The sequence below is a fragment of the Luteococcus sp. Sow4_B9 genome (assembly GCF_052116585.1).
Taxonomy (GTDB): domain Bacteria; phylum Actinomycetota; class Actinomycetes; order Propionibacteriales; family Propionibacteriaceae; genus Luteococcus.
Genome location: NZ_JBQKKT010000016.1, coordinates 1 through 15,904, shown reverse-complemented (window position 1 = coordinate 15,904; position 15,904 = coordinate 1). Strand labels below are relative to the sequence as shown.

12 protein-coding genes and 3 pseudogenes are annotated in these 15,904 nt (G+C 68.4%); 9 read left to right on the top strand and 6 right to left on the bottom strand.

All coding sequences use genetic code 11. The features are described 5' to 3' along the window. Window positions 1-26: 26 nt before the first annotated feature. Together ACTQ49_RS10440 and ACTQ49_RS10435 are read right to left on the bottom strand one after the other, a co-directional pair. Complete coding sequence (locus ACTQ49_RS10440; RefSeq protein WP_441827780.1) at window positions 27-1,490, bottom strand: NAD-dependent succinate-semialdehyde dehydrogenase; 1,464 nt, start codon at window positions 1,488-1,490, stop codon at window positions 27-29. A 141-nt stretch (window positions 1,491-1,631) separates the two neighbouring features. Further along, the gene (locus tag ACTQ49_RS10435; RefSeq protein WP_441827779.1) at window positions 1,632-3,890 is read right to left on the bottom strand and encodes a sensor histidine kinase; all 2,259 of its coding nucleotides are present in this window, start codon (window positions 3,888-3,890) and stop codon (window positions 1,632-1,634) included. A gap of 326 nt (window positions 3,891-4,216) precedes the next feature. On the opposite strand from ACTQ49_RS10435, the pseudogene ACTQ49_RS10430 reads away from it, so the two are divergent. The 6 genes and pseudogenes from ACTQ49_RS10430 to ACTQ49_RS10405 form a co-directional block, all read left to right on the top strand. After that, window positions 4,217-4,450 (top strand): annotated as a pseudogene (locus ACTQ49_RS10430) (N-formylglutamate amidohydrolase); the annotation flags it as partial. A 43-nt stretch (window positions 4,451-4,493) separates the two neighbouring features. Next, window positions 4,494-4,667, top strand: a pseudogene (locus tag ACTQ49_RS10425) (hypothetical protein); the annotation flags it as partial. 92 nt (window positions 4,668-4,759) lie between these two features. Beyond that, the gene (locus tag ACTQ49_RS10420; protein WP_441827825.1) at window positions 4,760-5,008 is read left to right on the top strand and encodes a hypothetical protein; all 249 of its coding nucleotides are present in this window, start codon (window positions 4,760-4,762) and stop codon (window positions 5,006-5,008) included. 11 nt (window positions 5,009-5,019) lie between these two features. After that, complete coding sequence (locus ACTQ49_RS10415; RefSeq protein ID WP_441827778.1) at window positions 5,020-6,228, top strand: flavohemoglobin expression-modulating QEGLA motif protein; 1,209 nt, start codon at window positions 5,020-5,022, stop codon at window positions 6,226-6,228. Window positions 6,229-6,334: 106 nt separating this feature from the next. Next, entirely contained in the window at window positions 6,335-7,372 is a 1,038-nt protein-coding gene (locus ACTQ49_RS10410; protein ID WP_441827777.1) for a glutathione synthetase, read from the top strand. A 387-nt stretch (window positions 7,373-7,759) separates the two neighbouring features. Further along, entirely contained in the window at window positions 7,760-8,371 is a 612-nt protein-coding gene (locus ACTQ49_RS10405) for a hypothetical protein (RefSeq protein WP_441827776.1), read from the top strand. Here ACTQ49_RS10405 and ACTQ49_RS10400 read toward each other — a convergent pair. The 4 genes from ACTQ49_RS10400 to ACTQ49_RS10385 all read right to left on the bottom strand — a co-directional run bounded on the left by ACTQ49_RS10400 (window position 8,307) and on the right by ACTQ49_RS10385 (window position 13,141). After that, complete coding sequence (locus tag ACTQ49_RS10400) at window positions 8,307-8,828, bottom strand: DedA family protein (protein WP_441827775.1); 522 nt, start codon at window positions 8,826-8,828, stop codon at window positions 8,307-8,309. The two genes, ACTQ49_RS10405 and ACTQ49_RS10400, sit on opposite strands and share 65 nt — an antisense overlap. Window positions 8,829-8,965: 137 nt before the next feature. Further along, window positions 8,966-9,445, bottom strand: a complete 480-nt coding sequence (locus ACTQ49_RS10395; protein WP_441827774.1) for a DoxX family protein — start codon at window positions 9,443-9,445, stop codon at window positions 8,966-8,968. Window positions 9,446-9,610: 165 nt separating this feature from the next. Then, window positions 9,611-11,986 (bottom strand): sensor histidine kinase, encoded by a 2,376-nt coding sequence (locus ACTQ49_RS10390; protein ID WP_441827822.1) that lies wholly within the window; start codon window positions 11,984-11,986, stop codon window positions 9,611-9,613. A gap of 336 nt (window positions 11,987-12,322) precedes the next feature. After that, window positions 12,323-13,141 (bottom strand): PhzF family phenazine biosynthesis protein, encoded by an 819-nt coding sequence (locus ACTQ49_RS10385; protein ID WP_441827773.1) that lies wholly within the window; start codon window positions 13,139-13,141, stop codon window positions 12,323-12,325. Between the two features lie 311 nt (window positions 13,142-13,452). Here ACTQ49_RS10385 and ACTQ49_RS10380 point away from each other — a divergent pair, with 311 nt between their 5' ends. The 3 genes and pseudogenes from ACTQ49_RS10380 to ACTQ49_RS10370 all read left to right on the top strand — a co-directional run. Further along, window positions 13,453-13,887: an excalibur calcium-binding domain-containing protein gene (locus ACTQ49_RS10380; RefSeq protein WP_441827772.1), complete on the top strand. Its 435-nt coding sequence runs from the start codon at window positions 13,453-13,455 to the stop codon at window positions 13,885-13,887. A 128-nt stretch (window positions 13,888-14,015) separates the two neighbouring features. Then, complete coding sequence (locus ACTQ49_RS10375; protein WP_441827771.1) at window positions 14,016-14,489, top strand: hypothetical protein; 474 nt, start codon at window positions 14,016-14,018, stop codon at window positions 14,487-14,489. A gap of 293 nt (window positions 14,490-14,782) precedes the next feature. Next, window positions 14,783-15,799 (top strand): annotated as a pseudogene (locus tag ACTQ49_RS10370) (IS30 family transposase); the annotation flags it as partial. Window positions 15,800-15,904 lie beyond the last annotated feature (105 nt).

The window sequence follows — 15,904 nt, the reverse complement described above, 5'->3', positions numbered from 1 at the left end:
CCGGGCGGAATGACGACGGGCCCGGCTCAGCGGTCCTTGAAGGGATCCGGGAGGGCGACGTAGATCGTCTCGAGGTATTCCTCGATGCCTTCTCGCCCGCCTTCGCGGCCCAGACCGGAGTGCTTGATCCCGCCGAAGGGTGCGGCCGCACTGCTCAGGACGCCCTGGTTCACCCCGATCATGCCCACCTCCAGCTGCTCCACCAGCCGCAGTACCCGAGCCATGTCCTGGGTGAAGACATATCCCGCCAGTCCCATCGCGGTGGCATTGGCCAGCTCCAGGGCCTCCTGCTCCGTGGCGAATGTGGTGAGCACCGCCACTGGACCGAAGAGCTCCTCGGCCAGGATGGGGGCATCGGACGCAACCCCGGTGAGGACGGTGGGGCGGTAGAAGTGACCGGGCCCGTCGATCCGTTCCGCGCCGGTGAGCACCCGGGCGCCGGCGGAGACCGCCTCCTGCACCAGCTCGTCCAGCCCCGCGAGGGCATCCTCGGAGATCATCGGGCCCACCTCGGTGCCCTCGGCCAGTCCGTCTCCCACGTTCAGGCCGGCGAAGTCCTCGGCCAGGCGACGGGAGAACTCGTCGGCAATCGACTCGTGGACGAAGAAGCGGTTTGCAGCGGTGCAGGCCTCCCCGATGTTGCGCAGCTTGGCGGCTCGGGCCCCGGCCAGCGCCACGTCGAGATCGGCGTCCTCGAAGACCACCAAGGGGGCATTGCCACCCAGCTCCATGGAGGTGCGCAGCACCTGGTCGGCCGCCTGCTTCAGCAGCGTCTGCCCCACGCCGGTGGATCCGGTGAAGGAGAGCTTGCGCAGCCGGGAATCGGCGATCAGTGCGTCGGTGACGTCGTGCTGGGTGCTGGTCACCACGTTCACCACGCCCTTGGGCAGGCCGGATTCCTGCAGGACCCGGACGAGCAGCAGGGAGGTCAGCGGGGTCATGCTGGCCGGCCGCAGCACCACGGTGCAACCGGCTGCCAGCGCCGGGGCGATCTTGCGGGTGGCCATCGCGAGGGGGAAGTTCCACGGCGTGATGAACAGACACGGCCCCACGGGACGTCGCGCCACCAGCTGGCGCATCGCACCTTCCGGTGAGGCGTTGTAGCGGCCGCTGATCCGGGAGGCCTCCTCGCTGAACCAGCGCAGGTATTCCGCGCCATAGGCCACTTCTCCGCGGGCCTCGGCCAGCGGCTTGCCCATCTCCAGGGTCATCACGCGGGCGAAGTCCTCGGTGCGTTCGGTGACCGCCTCGAAGGCGCGGCGCAGCAGCTCGGCACGCTCCCGGGCCGGGGTGCTGGCCCATTGGGCCTGCGCAGCCACCGCGGCATCGAGGGCCGCGATGCCCTGGGCCACGTCACAGTCGGCGACGCTCGCGATGGTCTCTCCGGTGGCAGGATTCTCGACGTCGAACTGGCCGCGCGCACCGTCAATCCACTCCCCGTCGACGAAGAGCTGGGTGGGCTGGTCCTCGGGCAGGCTGTGACTGGTCATGCCTCGAGTCTTGCACTCGTCTGCGGGGCAGACCAGAGCTCGCGGGGCTCGCGGGGCAGACCAGAGCTCGCGGGGCTCGCGGGGCAGACCAGAGCTCGCGGGGCTCGCGGGGCTCACCAGAGCTCGCGGGGCTCGCGGGGCTCACGCGACGAGTAGCTTCGCCGCCCCCTCGGCCGGGCCGGTCTCCTGCGAGGCCGTCTGGTAGCTGAGCCGCACGAAATCGGGGTCGATTTCCACGGAACCGCCACGTACCGCGGTGGTCTCACGCCACCCGATCCACTGCGACTGGGTGGCCTCCAGCACAACGGCACTCCCCGTGGTGCCACGGGTGCTCAGCGTGATCATCTGGCCATCCCGGTGCGGCGGGCCGAGCAGCTCGAGCAGGGCCATGACGCCCATCAGGCCGGCCTCGCTGTCGTCGCCGGACAGGGCCACCTGAATCGCCCAGCCCTGGCGCCGCCGCAGCCCCAACAGTTCCAGCAGCGGGCCGTGGCTGGGGCCCAGGCGCAACTCGTCGCGCAGGGCCACCTCCAGCCGAAGAGCCTTCTGGCGCACCATCGGATCATCCGGGTGGGCGATGCCCTCGGCCAGGTCCCGCAGCAGGGGGAGCGCCTCAGTGGTGACGCGGTGGGACCAGAAGTGGTCCATCCGGTTGTCCACCTGCAGATGTGCGGTGGCGGCGCGCACATGGGTGGTGTCCGCTGCAGCGTCGTGCTCGTGCGAGGTGATCCGGCGGGCAACCGCCATGCCCACCAGCACCGCGAGCAATTGCCACAGCACGGCCATCAACGTGGTGCCCAGCGCCACCCAGTGGGCCATCAGGTCAAAGCGCAGCTGCATGCTGACGAAGACGGCGGCGCTCCAGATTGCCGAGACCAGGAGTCCACGACGCAGGCTGCCGGACAGCGCGACGAGCTGTACCACGGTGGTGCCGAGCCACAGCACCCACAGCTGGTGCACGGTGGCCGGATCGCTGGGGACGACGGCGATGTTCAGCCCCCAGACTCCGAGCGTCGCGAGCATCACGACGGCGGCGCGCACCGGCTCCAGGGCGCGCTCGCGCAGTCGGGCTGCATGGAAGAAGCCAAGCCCGGCCAGCGTGGCGCCGGCCAGCAGGGCCAGCCCCGGCGAACTGGTGTGCGGAGCCATCACGACCGACATCAGGAGACCGGCGAGCAGGCCGGGCAGCGCAGCCGTTGCCAGTGCCGTACGCACCTTGTCGCTCGGCTCCTCCAGGATGCCCGGATTGCGTGTCTGCGCATTGCGTGGCCAGCGCAACACGACGGAAGTGCCCTGGCCTGGGGTGGAGCGGACATCGGCCTGACCCCCGATGTCATCGAGGCGCTCCAGCACGGAGCGGCGCACGCCCAGTCGGCCGTCAGGGAGGTTGTGGGGGTCGAACCCCTGGCCGTCGTCGATGATGCTCACGGTGCACTGGCGACCCAGCTGGGCCACCACCACCTGGCAGTGCTCCGCCTGCGCGTGGCGGGAGACATTGCGCAGCGCCTCATGGGCGGCAGCCTGCAGTGCCTCGGCCACGTGCGTGGGGACGGGTTCACTGCGGCCGACCAGTTGTGCACCGGACTGCACCAGGGCCGGATCACGGCTGAGCAATTGCTCCACCCGGGTGGTCTCGCCCTCTCGCGTTGGAGCGGTCATCGCCTCGACGGCGGTGGAACACTCCGCGCGAACCATCTCCGCGCTGATGGTGCTGCCGGGGGTGTTCAGGGCGTGCAGCGCGTGCAGCACGTGGTCGTGCAGCAGGCGGCCCGCTTCGGCCCGAGCTCGTGCCTCGGCCTGCTCATCGGCCAACTGGGCGCGGGCGTGCTGCTGGGCAGCGGAGGTGCGCTCCTGGTCCCAGACCAGGCCCATCAGCCCCTCGCCGATCAGGACCACGCTCAACAGCGGCGGCCACATCAGCACCACGGGAGCGATCTGGAAGGCGCTGACCGGCAGCCAGCTCAACCAACTGGCGATGGCCTCGCAGACGGCCAGCAGGATGACCACGGCCAGGGCGCCCATGCGGTACAGATTGCGTGGGAGGTTGGCGATGGCAGCCACCAGCAGGGGAATCGCCCAGGAACCGGGCGTCCACAGGGCGATGGGGTCCAGGCCGAAACGCCAGTAGTTCATCAGAGCCACGGCCGTCACCAGGGGCAGGCTCGTGGCGGCCAGCATCCGGGGCCCGACGGGGCGCAGCAGGCAGACCAGGGACAGGGCGAAGTAGGCCGCCAGCAGGGTGAATCCCAGGTGCGGGGCGCGCCCGGACAGGCTGGGCTGGCCGTACAGCGGCATGACGCCGAACAGCACGGAGCACAGCCAGCTGAGCAGGCCGAGGGCGCGCAGGCCCGCGGACACGGCGCGGCGCGGGCGGAGATCGTCGCGCGGGGAATGCGACATCTCCTGATCCACAGCAGAAGACACGGGGGCTACCTTCTCTGGCCCGAGGGGCGGGGCCTTGGACAACTGTTCAGATTCTGGCACTGCCAGCGCCCGGCGACGCACCGCAACGCCCCATCCAAAGCAGAAGCACAGGGGCCCTCTGCAGTGCTGGCGCACGGGGGTCTTCTGCAGTGCTGGCGCACAGGGGCCCTCTGCAGTGCTGGCGCACGGGGGTCTTCTGCAGTGCTGGCGCACGGGGGGCTACTACGGTGTTCGCCCACGGCGTGTTCGCTGTGGGCGCGCAAAGTCCCCAGTAGGAGTCGCGTCATGGCAGCGTGAGGGGCATGGACACGACTGTTGCCCCGTTCGACTTCCTCGGCACCTGGGATTCCCCCGTGGTGGCCACGGCCATCCACACCGGGCACGAGCTGCGCCCGGAGGTGGCCGAGCTGATGGTCCTCGACGAGCAGGAGCGCTTCCGTGAGGAGGACCCCTTCACCCACTTGATCGCCCAGCTGGTGCCCGCCCGGGTCAAGGTGAACCGCTCCCGCTTCGAGGTGGATCTCAATCGTTCTCCTGAGAAGGCCGTGTACCGCACCCCGGAGGACTGCTGGGGCCTGGATGTGGCGTGGCGGGGAGCTGCCCGAGGACGTCGCCCAGCGTTCCCTCGAGGAGCACGAGACCTTCTATGCGGCGCTGGCGGAGCGGCTGGACGAGCTGGCCGAGCGCGGGCCCTTCGTCCTGTTCGACGTGCACTCCTACAACCACCGACGTGACGGCGCCGACGCCGACCCGTCACCCCAGGAGGAGAATCCCGAGGTGAACGTCGGAACCGATCGCTCGACCGCGAGCAGTGGGGCGACGTGGTGGACCTGTTCAACCAGACAATGGCCGCCGCGCCTGTCAGCTGGGGCCAGCTGGACGTGCGCGAGAACGTGCGATTCAAGGGAGCACACCTGGCCCAGTGGGTGCACGACCGCTACCCGGGGCGCGGGTGTGCGCTCGCACGGGAGTTCAAGAAGACCTTCATGGACGAGTGGACCGGCGAGCACGATGCGGAACGCATTGCGGAACTTTCCCGGGCCCTGGCCAGCACCGTCGAGCCGCTGACCCAGCTGCTCGCCACGCGCAGCTGAGGGGGATGGCCATGACCACACCCACCGAATCCGCGACGCTCGCCAAGCCCGACGCCCGCGTCGCCCTCGCCAAGCCCGACGCCCGCGTGGATGACGAACTCGCGCAGCTCTCCGAGACCTTCCGCTTCCTGCTGGACCTCACCCCCGTCGACGCTGCCGACTGGAGACGTCGTTGGGTGGCAGGTGACCACACTCAGCCCGACTTCACCTACCGCGAACTGTCCACCGATCCCGACGTCGTGCTCGCCACCCTGGAGCGGATCGACATCGGTGAGGTGACCGATCCGACCGTCGCGGAACTGTTGGAGCACAAGCACCGGGAGCTGCGCCTGCAGGCCGAGCTGCTGCGCACCCGCAACACCCCAGACTTCCTGCCCCTGGCCATCGAGCTCTACGGCTCGGTGACGCCGGAGCTCCGCGACATCGCCAAGGCCATCCTCGACGAGGTGAGCGCCGAACCTGAGCCCTCCGACCCCGTCACCGCGGCGGAATTCCACCAGCTCGCCCAGGCGGAAATCGCCTGGTACCAGGAGCAGGACCCAGATGTCGTGATGCACGCCGAACTGCGTGAGGACGTCAACGGCGTCCTGGTCAGTGGCGACTCACTGCTGGTGGGGACGGACTCCGCAGTCCAGCGTCGCCGGGTCAATGCCCTGCTGCAGCACGAGATCGGCACCCACCTGGTGACCCAGGTGAACGGCGCCGACCAACCCGTGCGCTGCCTGGGTGCCGGTCTGGCGGGCTATGACGAGACCCAGGAGGGACTGGCGGTACTGGCCGAGATCGCCTGCGGGGAACTGACCCGCACGCGCCTTCGCCAGCTGGCGGGCCGGGTGCTCACCGTCGACGCGATGCTGGACGGGGCCAGTTTCGAGGACTGCTGGCAGCAGCTGGTCAGTCGTGGCTTCAAGCGGGGCAGCGCCTTCACCACCGTGATGCGGATCCACCGCTCCGGGGGTTTCCCCAAGGACGCCTGCTATCTGCGCGGTCTGGTGGACCTGCTGGTGCACGTGGAGCAGGGCGGGCACCTGGATCTCTTCTACCTGGGCAAGTTCGCGCTCTCCGATCTGCCGCTGGTGGAGAAGCTGGACGCCGCCGGCCTGCTCACCCCCGCGCGCATCACCCCGCACTATCTGGCCGATGCGATGGCCATCGAGCGGTTGGAGAGGGCGGCACAGTCGCCCCTCCAGGCCTTGGTGGCGGCGCCGGCGCACGAGTGATCCTCGACGCGAGACCCCCAGCACACGAAAACCCAGCACATACGTCAGTACCCGAACACCCAGCACACGAACACCCAGGGCCCTCGGCCCGGAGTCAGGAGAAGGCATGAAGATCGGATTCGTCGTCAACGACATCGCGACGGAGCAGGCCGGCTACACCACCACCCGGCTGGCCCTCACGGCTTCCCAGATGGGCCACGAGGTGGGCCTGATCGGGCTCGGGGACTTCAACTACCTGCCCGACGGATCGCTCGGCGCGCTGGTGCACTCCAGCTCTGACAAGACCTACCGCTCGCACAAGCGCTACCTGGACGACCTCAAGAAGGACGAGGGTCGCCAGACCGCGCTGGGCGACTTCGACGTCATCATGCTGCGCTCCGATCCCGCCTCCGATCCGGAGCGTCCGTGGGCCAGCACGGCTGGCGTCGCCTTCGGTCAGCTGATCGCCTCCACCGGTGTGCTCGTCGTCAATGACCCGGAAACCCTGGCCACGGCCATGAGCAAGGCCTACTTCCAGCACTTCCCGGAGATCGTGCGACCCAAGACGCTGATCAGCCGCGACGAGGGCCAGATCGCCACCTTCGTGAAGGACCTGGGCGGGCAGGCCGTCCTGAAGCCGCTGCAGGGTTCCGGCGGTTCCGGCGTCTTCCTGGTCACCAAGGAGGAGTCACCGAACCTCAACCAGATCATCGAGGCCATCGCCCGCGACGGCTATGTGGTGGCGCAGGAGTACCTGCCGGCCGCAGCCGAGGGTGACACCCGCCTGTTCGTGATGGACGGCAAGCCGCTGAAGGTGGACGGCAAGTACGCCGCCTTCCGCCGCGTCAACGAGTCCTCGGACATGCGCTCCAATGTCTCCGCCGGCGGCCACATCCGCGAGGCCGAGATCACCGGCGAGATGCTCAAGATGGTGGAGGTGATCCGCCCCAAGCTGGTCAGCGACGGCATGTTCCTGGTGGGGCTGGACATCGTCGGCGACAAGCTGATGGAGATCAATGTCTTCACCCCTGGTGGTCTGGGCAGCTCGCAGAACATCTACGACGTGGACTTCACGCCGAAGGTGATCGGGGCGCTGGAGCGCAAGGTGGCGATGCAGGCCCACTACCCACAGGGTCTGCCGAACAAGACGCTCGCCGCCATGTGAGTCCCTGCCGGTCACGATGTCCCAGGTCTGCGCGGCCGGGCACCCACGAATCGTCGCGGGTGCCCGGCCTCCGCTGTCTGGTGTGCCGGTCTGGTGACCGAGGAGGTGGGTGATGGCGCAGTGGTGGCGCTGCCCAGGTGCAACGGGCGGCGCACGGGCGTGAACTCCCGTCGGCCCCGGACCCCGACGAGCGGGTCGTCTGGCTGGTCTACTCCTCCGGGGTGGCGGCCATCAGCCAGGACCAGATGAACTCGGCGGAGTCGCGGCTGCTGGAGGCACTCGGCCGCCAGGTTCCGGGGCTGCACGTCGTCGGGGGCATCTATCCCTATTCCGTGCAGAACCGGGGACTGACGCGGGGGGCGGTGGTCGGCGCGCTGGTGATGGTTGGTGGACTGGTCCCGTCGTGCGGGGCATCTGTTGCTGGCCGAATGGCTGGTCAACCTGCGCAACATCTTCCAGGTCCTGGTGAGTGCCGATCCCCGGTACGGGCCGATCTTCTCCGCAGGCGTGGCCCAGACCATGACCGAGCGCCTGGTGGCCTCGGGCTACCGGGAGGGGACCGGGGAACCCGTCGTGCTCCTGGGCTGGAGCGGTGGCGCGCAGATCGCCCTTGGCGCCGCCTGGTTCCTGGCCGGACAGGGGATCCCCGTGCACGTCGTGACGCTGGGGGGTGTCTTCACCGCAGATCCGGGGTTGGATCGTGTGCAGCACTTCACCACGGTGCACGGCAGCCGTGACATGGTCTATCGGCTGGGTCCGATCGCCTTTCCGGGGCGACGGCGGTGGGCCAGACGGTCGCCGTGGAGGCGTGCCATTGCGCAGGGCCGGGTGAGTGACCAGCGGATCGGGCCGCTGAAGCACGTCGGGCGCGGCTCCTATCTGTCCGGTTACCGGATCGACGGGGTTCCCGGATTCGAGCACACGGCCCGTCAGCTCAGCCTTGCGATCGAGCGGAGTCTTGAGATTGGCCGCGGCTCTGGCCCCGCACCAGGGCGATGACGGCGACGACCACCAGTGCGACGAGGATGATGGCCAGGGCGGGGTGAACCCGCCACAGGGTCATGAAGGCGCCGATCCCGATGAAGCCGGCGCTGGCGTAGACGGTGGCCCAGATCATGCAGCCCAGCACCAGCGCGGGCAGGTAGCGACGAAGGGGCATCCGGGTGAAGCCGGCTGCCAGGTTCACCATCGTCTGCACACCGACGGTGAGGAAGCTGAGCGTCACGGCAGGGGCTCCCCAGCGGTTCAGCTTCTCCTCCGCGGCCTGGAATCCCGGGCGATGGGCCAGCGAGGCACGTCGGGACTGGTCGCTGCTGCGTCGCAGGAAGCGTCCGAGCAGGTAGGTGGCCGAGGCCCGGGCGGTGACGATCACGAACAGCGCCGCCGCGACGACGCCGAAGGGAGCATCCCAGCTGAGGGGATTCCACCAGGCGCTCTGCAGGGGAAGGATCGGCACCCCGCCACTCTATGCGGCCCCGGTGATGCCTGTGTGCGAACGAATCCCTCGGGATGCGTGGGCTGTTGGCGGGTGGGGGTGGAAAAGCGACGAGACCCCGCCGTGGGGTCGGGGTCTCGTCGGGAATGTGGGGTGGCTCAGGCGTTCACGAGCTCCTCGGAGCGCGTGGCGCCGTGGTGCTCGGTGCGGGTGGCCGACGGGCGGGTCAGCAGCTGGTCGATGCTGAACCGGCCGGCGCCGGTGGCCGCCAGGGCCAGGCCAGCAGCGCCGATGGCGCCCACGAGTTCCCAGCCGCCGTCGCCGACGAACAGGCCCTTGCCGGCGTGGGCAAAGAGGTAGGCACCGAACATGTTCAGGGCCACGAGCAGGCCGGCCACCGGGGTGAAGGCGCCCAGCAGGAGGGCCAGGCCGCCCAGGAGCTCAACGACGGCCGCGAATCCAGCGGACAGTGTGGGGGCGGGGACGCCCATCTGGTCGAAGTTCGCGGCGGTCCCGGCGATGCCCCACTCGGAGAACTTCTGCCAGCCGTGGGCCATCAGGATGGCGCCCAGGGCGATGCGGGCGATGAGCAGTGCGGTGTCGCGAAAGGCGGCCGGCGGGGTGGTCAGGTGACGCATGGGAAATCCTTTGGTGCTTCGGGGGTTGGGGAGCCCGGGGTATCCCGAACAGGATGCCCACACTACAGTTTAGATTTCAAGTATCAAATTCTGGATCACCGCCGGGGGTGGCGAAAATCCCTGGCGGGTCAGGAATTGCGATCGGTGCGGTGGGTCGAGGGCGCGTCACAGCTCATGACGAGGGGTGCTGGCTGCGTCCGACGTGCTCAGCGGTGCGGCCCGGCGCGGACCAGCGCCATTGGGCAGGGAGAGCACGATGCGGGCGAACTCGTCATCGGCCACCACGTCGACGAACTGCGACGCCCACCGTTCCCGTTGCGTCGGATTGGGCGCCAGCACCACCACCGAGATCTGGTTCGAGCTGGCGCTGAGCGTCATCTGCTGCATCACGTGCTTGGGTGGACCCATGTGGTGCAGCACCATCGCCGCCGTCTCCAGCTGGCTGTGGGTGTTCTCCTGGTTGAGGGTGGAGATCATCCGCCAGCCCTCGGCGCGACGGTCGGCCAGGGCGGCCAGCAGGTTGTGGGCGTCGGGCCCCAGCATCAACTCGTCGCGCAGGGTGGCCTCGATCAGCTCCGCCTGGCGACGCAGGTCCGGATCGCTGGAAAGCCGTCGACCCTCCGCGACATCCCGCAACAGGGGCAGTGCCTCGCCCGTGACGCGGCTGGACCAGTACTGGTCCAGGTGATTGCGGGCGCTGATCCGGTTGGACTCGTGATGCAGCGTGTGCTGGATGTGCTTCTGTGTGGCCTCCCGCTCCGCGATCCAGCGGCCCAGGTGCAGGGCGGCCAGTCCGAAGAATCCCTCGCCCAGCCCCACCGAGATCACCGGGTGCAGGTACTCCCACGGAAGTTGCCAGCCCAGACGGGCGACCATCAACAGCGTCATGGCCCCGGTCCACGCGGCGGCGATCAGCAGGGCCGTGCGCAAGCGCATCTGCAGCATCACCAGCTGCAGCAGGGAGGCACAACCCCACGAGAGCCACAGGTAGTGCACCGTCTCGACGTCATTGGGCACGCACATCAGGTTCGTCGCCCACGCGGCCATGGAGATGCCCAACAAAACCGCCGAGTCGATCTCCGTCAGGGGATGCTTGCGCAGGCGATGGATCTGCCAGGCGCCGGACAGCGTCACCACCGCAGCCGCGATCGCCACCGGCCACTGCGGATTGGCCAACGGCAACAGGATCAGCGTGAAGACCGGCACCATCGCCAGGTTCGGCCAGGCGGTGCGGCTGAGGACCTGACGAGCCTGGCCCGCCGGATCGGCGCTGGACAGGCTCGGCGGTTCGTCCAGGGAGGGCCAGGTCAGTTCCACCGTCGTTCCGCGACCGATGGCCGACGTGATGGCGGCACGGCCACCCACCTCGCGCAGGCGCTCGCCGATGGAGCGTCGCACGCCCAGACGGCCCTGTGGGACGCTCATCGGATCGAATCCGCGGCCGTTGTCCATGATCGTGCACGTCCACTGCTGTCCGTGGTGGCTGATCTCCACCACGCACTCGCTGGCGTGGGCGTGGTTCTTCACGTTGCCCAGGGCTTCATGGGTGGCGTCGGCCAAGGCGCGGGCAACGTGCTGGGGCAGGCGGGGGGCCGAACCGATCAGGGTGGCGTTCACCTGGCCCAGTGCGGCATCCGAGGCGATCAGCTCTGCCAGGTCGACGGCCGGCTCCACGTCGGGCGTCATGTGGGCCGACATCGCCGCCACCGCGGACTCGCACTCCTCGGCGGCCATGTGCTGCGGCAGGTTGGCATCGCGGCTCAGGGCGTGCAGGGCGTGCAGCACGTGGTCGTGCAACAGGCGGGCCGCTTCGCGCTTGGCCTCCGCCTGCGAGGCTGCGTTTCCGCGCTCCTCCTCCGCCTCGGCGGTGCGCTCCGTCGACGCGTCGCTGCGCCGGGCCATCTGCAGCAGCCCGTCGGCGAACAGGACGAGCGTGGCGACGATTAACACGATGCCCGGGATGGGTTCCATGGCCCATCGGTCAACCGGTGCACCCACCAGGTACTGGACGGCCACGTCCGCCACCGCGATCCCCGGGAACAGGGTGGTCAGTGTGATCAGGTATTCGCGCCGGTTCAGCACGATCACGGCCGTCATGGCCCACGGCAGGCTCCAGAAACCGGGCGCCCAGAAGTTCTCCGGATAGATCGTGGAGCGCCAGGGCATCATGGCCGCGACGCCGACAAAGAGCGGGATCGCGGTGGCGACGAGTACGTCGCGGGAGAAGCAGCGTTTCAGGAGAACCGGCACCATCAGCAGGTGGTGGAAGATCACCAGGGACAGGCCGATGATGGCATTGGTCGGGTGCTGGATCTCCTGGCTGAGAAGGGTGTACAGCGCTCCCGGGATGAGCAGGAGCCACACCCCGATCGCGGTCAGGCTGAGGCTGCGCAGTACGGCTGCCTCGGCCGGGCCGGCGGGTGTGCGGCCGGGGATGTCACGCCAGTTGCGGTCGAGCCGGGCCAGCAGTCGGCCCAAGGTTCGGCGCAGGCGGGGGTGTGACTGTGTGTTGGTGCGCGCGGCGGCGGCGTCACCAACCATCTCGTCCACACTCCCCGTCGTCAGTCGGGGGCGGCGCGAGGTGCTCGTCCCCAGTTCTCCATCCAATCCTGCGCACGGTCCAAGGGCAAAGCGATGTTGGCTCCAATTTCGCCCTTTAGCGTCCAGCAGGGTCACATCGTCAGCTCGCGTCCAGCTGACTGGCCGCGCGACCCAGTATTGCGACTGACTGGACATGTCCGTTCGGGTAGGTGATTTGGGGGTGTCGGTCCCGTTGGGCGGAAATTCGGTTGGTCCTCCGGGGTGCGTGGTGGGGGCTTCGGGATGTTTGGTGGGGGCGTGCCGTCGCGGGGTGGGATGCCGTCAGTGGCCGGTCCGTCAGGAGCGCAGTTCTCCCCGCACCCGCACGTCGGCCCGGCCGCCCACCCACAGCTGCATGCCGTCGTCGTGCAGGTGGATCCGGCCCGCGCGCCCCAGCTGGCCGCCCTGGGTGGCCTGGTAGCTCGGCGGCACCAGCCCCTTGCCGCGCAGCCACTGGGCCACGGCGCCGTTCAGCGATCCCGTGACCGGGTCCTCAAAGGTCTCGGCGAAGCCCCGCACCTCATAGGCGGTGGCGGAGTCGCCCGGTTCGAGGCCGACGATCCCCAGGTGCGCGCCCGGCCGGTGGGGCAATGGACGCACCGCCCGGACGGCGTCGGCGTCGCGCAGCTGGAGCATCTGCCACGGCGGGCCGTTCATTCCCCACGCGTGGTCCACGACATCGGCGGGGTCGATGCCGAGGACGCGGACGGCCTCGGCAAGGTCGTCGTCGCTGAGCGGTCCGGTGCGGGTGCAGGGCGGCGTGGCGAAGGCGAGGGTCTCGCCGTCGACGCGGACCTCCACCAGGCCGGCGCCGCACTCCTGGACGATGCGGCCACCCGTGGGTTGGCCACCGAGCTCCACCCAGGCGCGGGCCGTGCCCAGCGTCGGGTGGCCGGCGAACGGGAACTCTGCGTCGGGCGTCATGATCCGCACGCGGTAATCGGCGCCCGGCTGCGTGGGGGAGAGCAGGAAGGTGGTCTCCGAGAAGTTCGTCCACGAAGCGATCGCGGCCATCTGATCGGTGGTCAGGCAATCCGCGTCGGCGACCACGGCGACGGGGTTACCCGTGAACGGCCCGGTGCTGAAGACGTCGACCTCGAAGAAGGAGTGGCGCATGGGTCGATTGTGGCGCGATGGGCAAGCAGTCGGATCCGTGTGGATTCCTTTGGACTCCAGGACTCTGATGGTGGGCTGAAGTCTCATTCGCTGTCGCGTATTGAGACGGACGCGAAGTTTAGGGTCAGGCTCAGATCAGGTGTGAGCGTCGTATTTCCCACCACAGAAGGAAAAACATGTCCAACCAGGTTCCCCCTCCACCGCCCCCGCCGAATTGGCCGCAGCACGACGGGCGAGCTCCCTTGAACTCGGGGTCCACCGCGGCTCCAACCGCTCAGCGACCGCTCTACAAGAAGAAGCGATTCTGGGCGGTGGCGATCCCAGTAGGCCTGATGGGCATGGCGCTGCTGAATCCTGCCCCACCGAGCACCAACCCGGTGGCAGCTCCAGCTCCGACGGTGACCGTGACCGCAACCCAGACTGTGGCTGCCCCCACGGTCGCCACCACGGCTACCGCCACGACGACGGTCACCGCGACGGCGACCACAACCGCCACTGCTACGGTCACGGCCGATCCGCCCCTGACCGTGGTGGAGCAGGAGTCGACTTCGGAGCAGACCAGCAAGGCTGGCTTCGCGCAGGCTGCAGTGGAACAGACTCGCGCGTCGGACTCCGGCTCGACGGACACTCGGTTCAGTAGTTGTACCAAGGCGAAGGCTGCCGGTTACGGGCCCTATCGCCAGGGGGCGGACCCGGAGTACGACTGGTATGACGACCGCGACAATGACGGGGTCGTCTGCGAGTAGCTGTTCGTGGACGGGGCGCGGGTGCCGGGAGACTGACAGGGGCGTGCGTCGACAAATGGTTGCAGCTCCCGACTGGGGTCCTTGGCTGACCGCTGTCCTTCTGCGCGTGCGCCTGTGAGAATCCTTGTATGGATCAGAAATGGTGGCTCGCCACCATCGTCTTTCCTGTTCTCCTGGCTCTACTGGGAGCGTTGCTGACCTACTACCGATACCGGCTCGAGATTCGTCGCTACTACGGCCGCGAGGTCTACCTGGCGGGATCCGGGCTCCTGCACCGGCTTCACATCCTCAACAACACCCACCTCGGTGAGCAAGAGCATCCTGACCGGGAGTCCCATCTGCGAGCATCGTGGAAGGCACGCGACGCAGTGTGGGAAAGCCAGAGCCAGATCAGGCTCATCGGCAGCCCAGCGCTGCTGGCAGCCTCCGAGGCGATGGTGGCCGAATACAACACGAGTTCCCCGGCATTGGGGGATCGGCGTCAGCCGATTGACCGTGACCGGCGGCGAGAACTCCGCAATGCCTTCATCGAACAATGGCGTCGTGAATGCCCAGGACTTCCAGGAGGGCGACGGGCCTTGGCGATGGCGGCTCGTCGATGACGCAGAACGCCCCCGGCTCTCACATGGGCGGGTTCGACCGGTCCTCGCAACACCCAGAGATTTTGGGAGTTGCGAGGACCGTGTCATTTGAGGAGTTGAAGGCAGCATTCTTGGCTGCGGTGGACGGGTGTGACGGGGACCTTCGGGCTGCTGCTCGACAGGTCGGGGCGAACCCGAACACGGTGTACTCATGGGCTCGTCAGGCTGGGATTCGTGGGAGGGGAACCCAAGGACGCGGGCCGCATCCGCGTCGGGGTGAGTACGAACGTCTTCGCAAGGCTGGGGTTCCCCGAGTGAGAGCAGCGGCTCAGGTCGGGGTCAACGTCCGTACGGCGAAGGACTGGGATCGTGGCGTGCGCCGCACGGGCAATGCCCGCGTCTACCCCGACGGCCGGCGGATCGACTACACCACCGGTGAGGTCACCATGGTTGCTGTGAAACCTGCTGGCCCCGGGATAGGGGAGCTGACGCGTGAACTTCATCCTCGCTATCTGACGCTCCAGGAACGGGAGAAGATCGCCGACCTGGACCGAGAGGGCGCGTCGATCCGGCACATCGCCAGGACCTTGGCTCGTCCGGCATCGACCATCAAGCGCGAGCTGGACAATCATCGCGATCCCACGGGCCGGTATCGGGCCTATGAGGCGCACCGGGCCTGGACCGCGTCCCGGGCCAGGCCGAAGCCCTCGAAACTGGCGCAGCCGGGTCCGTTGCGGGACTACGTCGTGGCGAAGTTGGGGTTGCAATGGTCGCCCGAGCAGATCGCGCATGCGATCGTGGAGGCCTATCCCGGCGACGAGAGTATGCGCGTGAGTACCGAGACGATCTATCAGGCGATCTACCTGCAGGCCCGCGGCGGACTGAAACGTGAGGTCGCGATGGCGCTGCGCACCGGCCGGGCCCAACGCAAGCCCCACAAGAACCCAGACGAACGCAGGTCCCGGTTCGTCGACGAGATGGTGATGATCTCCGAGCGGCCCACCGAGATCGCCGACAGGACCGTCCCCGGCCATTGGGAAGGCGACCTGATCCTGGGCAAGGACCATGCCTCGGCGATCGCGACACTGGTCGAACGCCAGACCCGCTATGTGATGCTCGCCCACCTTCCCGGGAGCCGACACGACGCGGTCACCGTGCGTGACGCACTCATCAAGACCCTGTCCACCCTGCCGCAGCATCTGCGCGGGTCGTTGACCTGGGACCAAGGCGCCGAGATGGCACTCCACAAGTCGTTCTCCATGGCCACCAACATGCAAGTCTACTTCTGCGACCCGCACAGCCCGTGGCAGCGAGGATCCAACGAAAACACCTATTGGTACAAGATGGCGGAGCCGGAAGCGTCTTCGACGGGAGTCGCTCTGGCACGGGCCGCCCGGTGACTCGGAGAACACGTGCCATCAGGCTTGCCGTTGATT

What these genes read in the sequence shown, in the direction of transcription:
- ACTQ49_RS10440 (WP_441827780.1), bottom strand. Translation starts at nt 1,490, where the DNA reads ATGACCAGTCACAGCCTGCCCGAGGACCAGCCCACCCAGCTCTTCGTC.
- ACTQ49_RS10435 (WP_441827779.1), bottom strand. Translation starts at nt 3,890, where the DNA reads ATGTCGCATTCCCCGCGCGACGATCTCCGCCCGCGCCGCGCCGTGTCC.
- ACTQ49_RS10420 (WP_441827825.1), top strand. Translation starts at nt 4,760, where the DNA reads ATGGCCGCCGCGCCTGTCAGCTGGGGCCAGCTGGACGTGCGCGAGAAC.
- ACTQ49_RS10415 (WP_441827778.1), top strand. Translation starts at nt 5,020, where the DNA reads ATGACCACACCCACCGAATCCGCGACGCTCGCCAAGCCCGACGCCCGC.
- ACTQ49_RS10410 (WP_441827777.1), top strand. Translation starts at nt 6,335, where the DNA reads ATGAAGATCGGATTCGTCGTCAACGACATCGCGACGGAGCAGGCCGGC.
- ACTQ49_RS10395 (WP_441827774.1), bottom strand. Translation starts at nt 9,445, where the DNA reads ATGCGTCACCTGACCACCCCGCCGGCCGCCTTTCGCGACACCGCACTG.
- ACTQ49_RS10390 (WP_441827822.1), bottom strand. Translation starts at nt 11,986, where the DNA reads ATGGTTGGTGACGCCGCCGCCGCGCGCACCAACACACAGTCACACCCC.
- ACTQ49_RS10385 (WP_441827773.1), bottom strand. Translation starts at nt 13,141, where the DNA reads ATGCGCCACTCCTTCTTCGAGGTCGACGTCTTCAGCACCGGGCCGTTC.
- ACTQ49_RS10375 (WP_441827771.1), top strand. Translation starts at nt 14,016, where the DNA reads ATGGATCAGAAATGGTGGCTCGCCACCATCGTCTTTCCTGTTCTCCTG.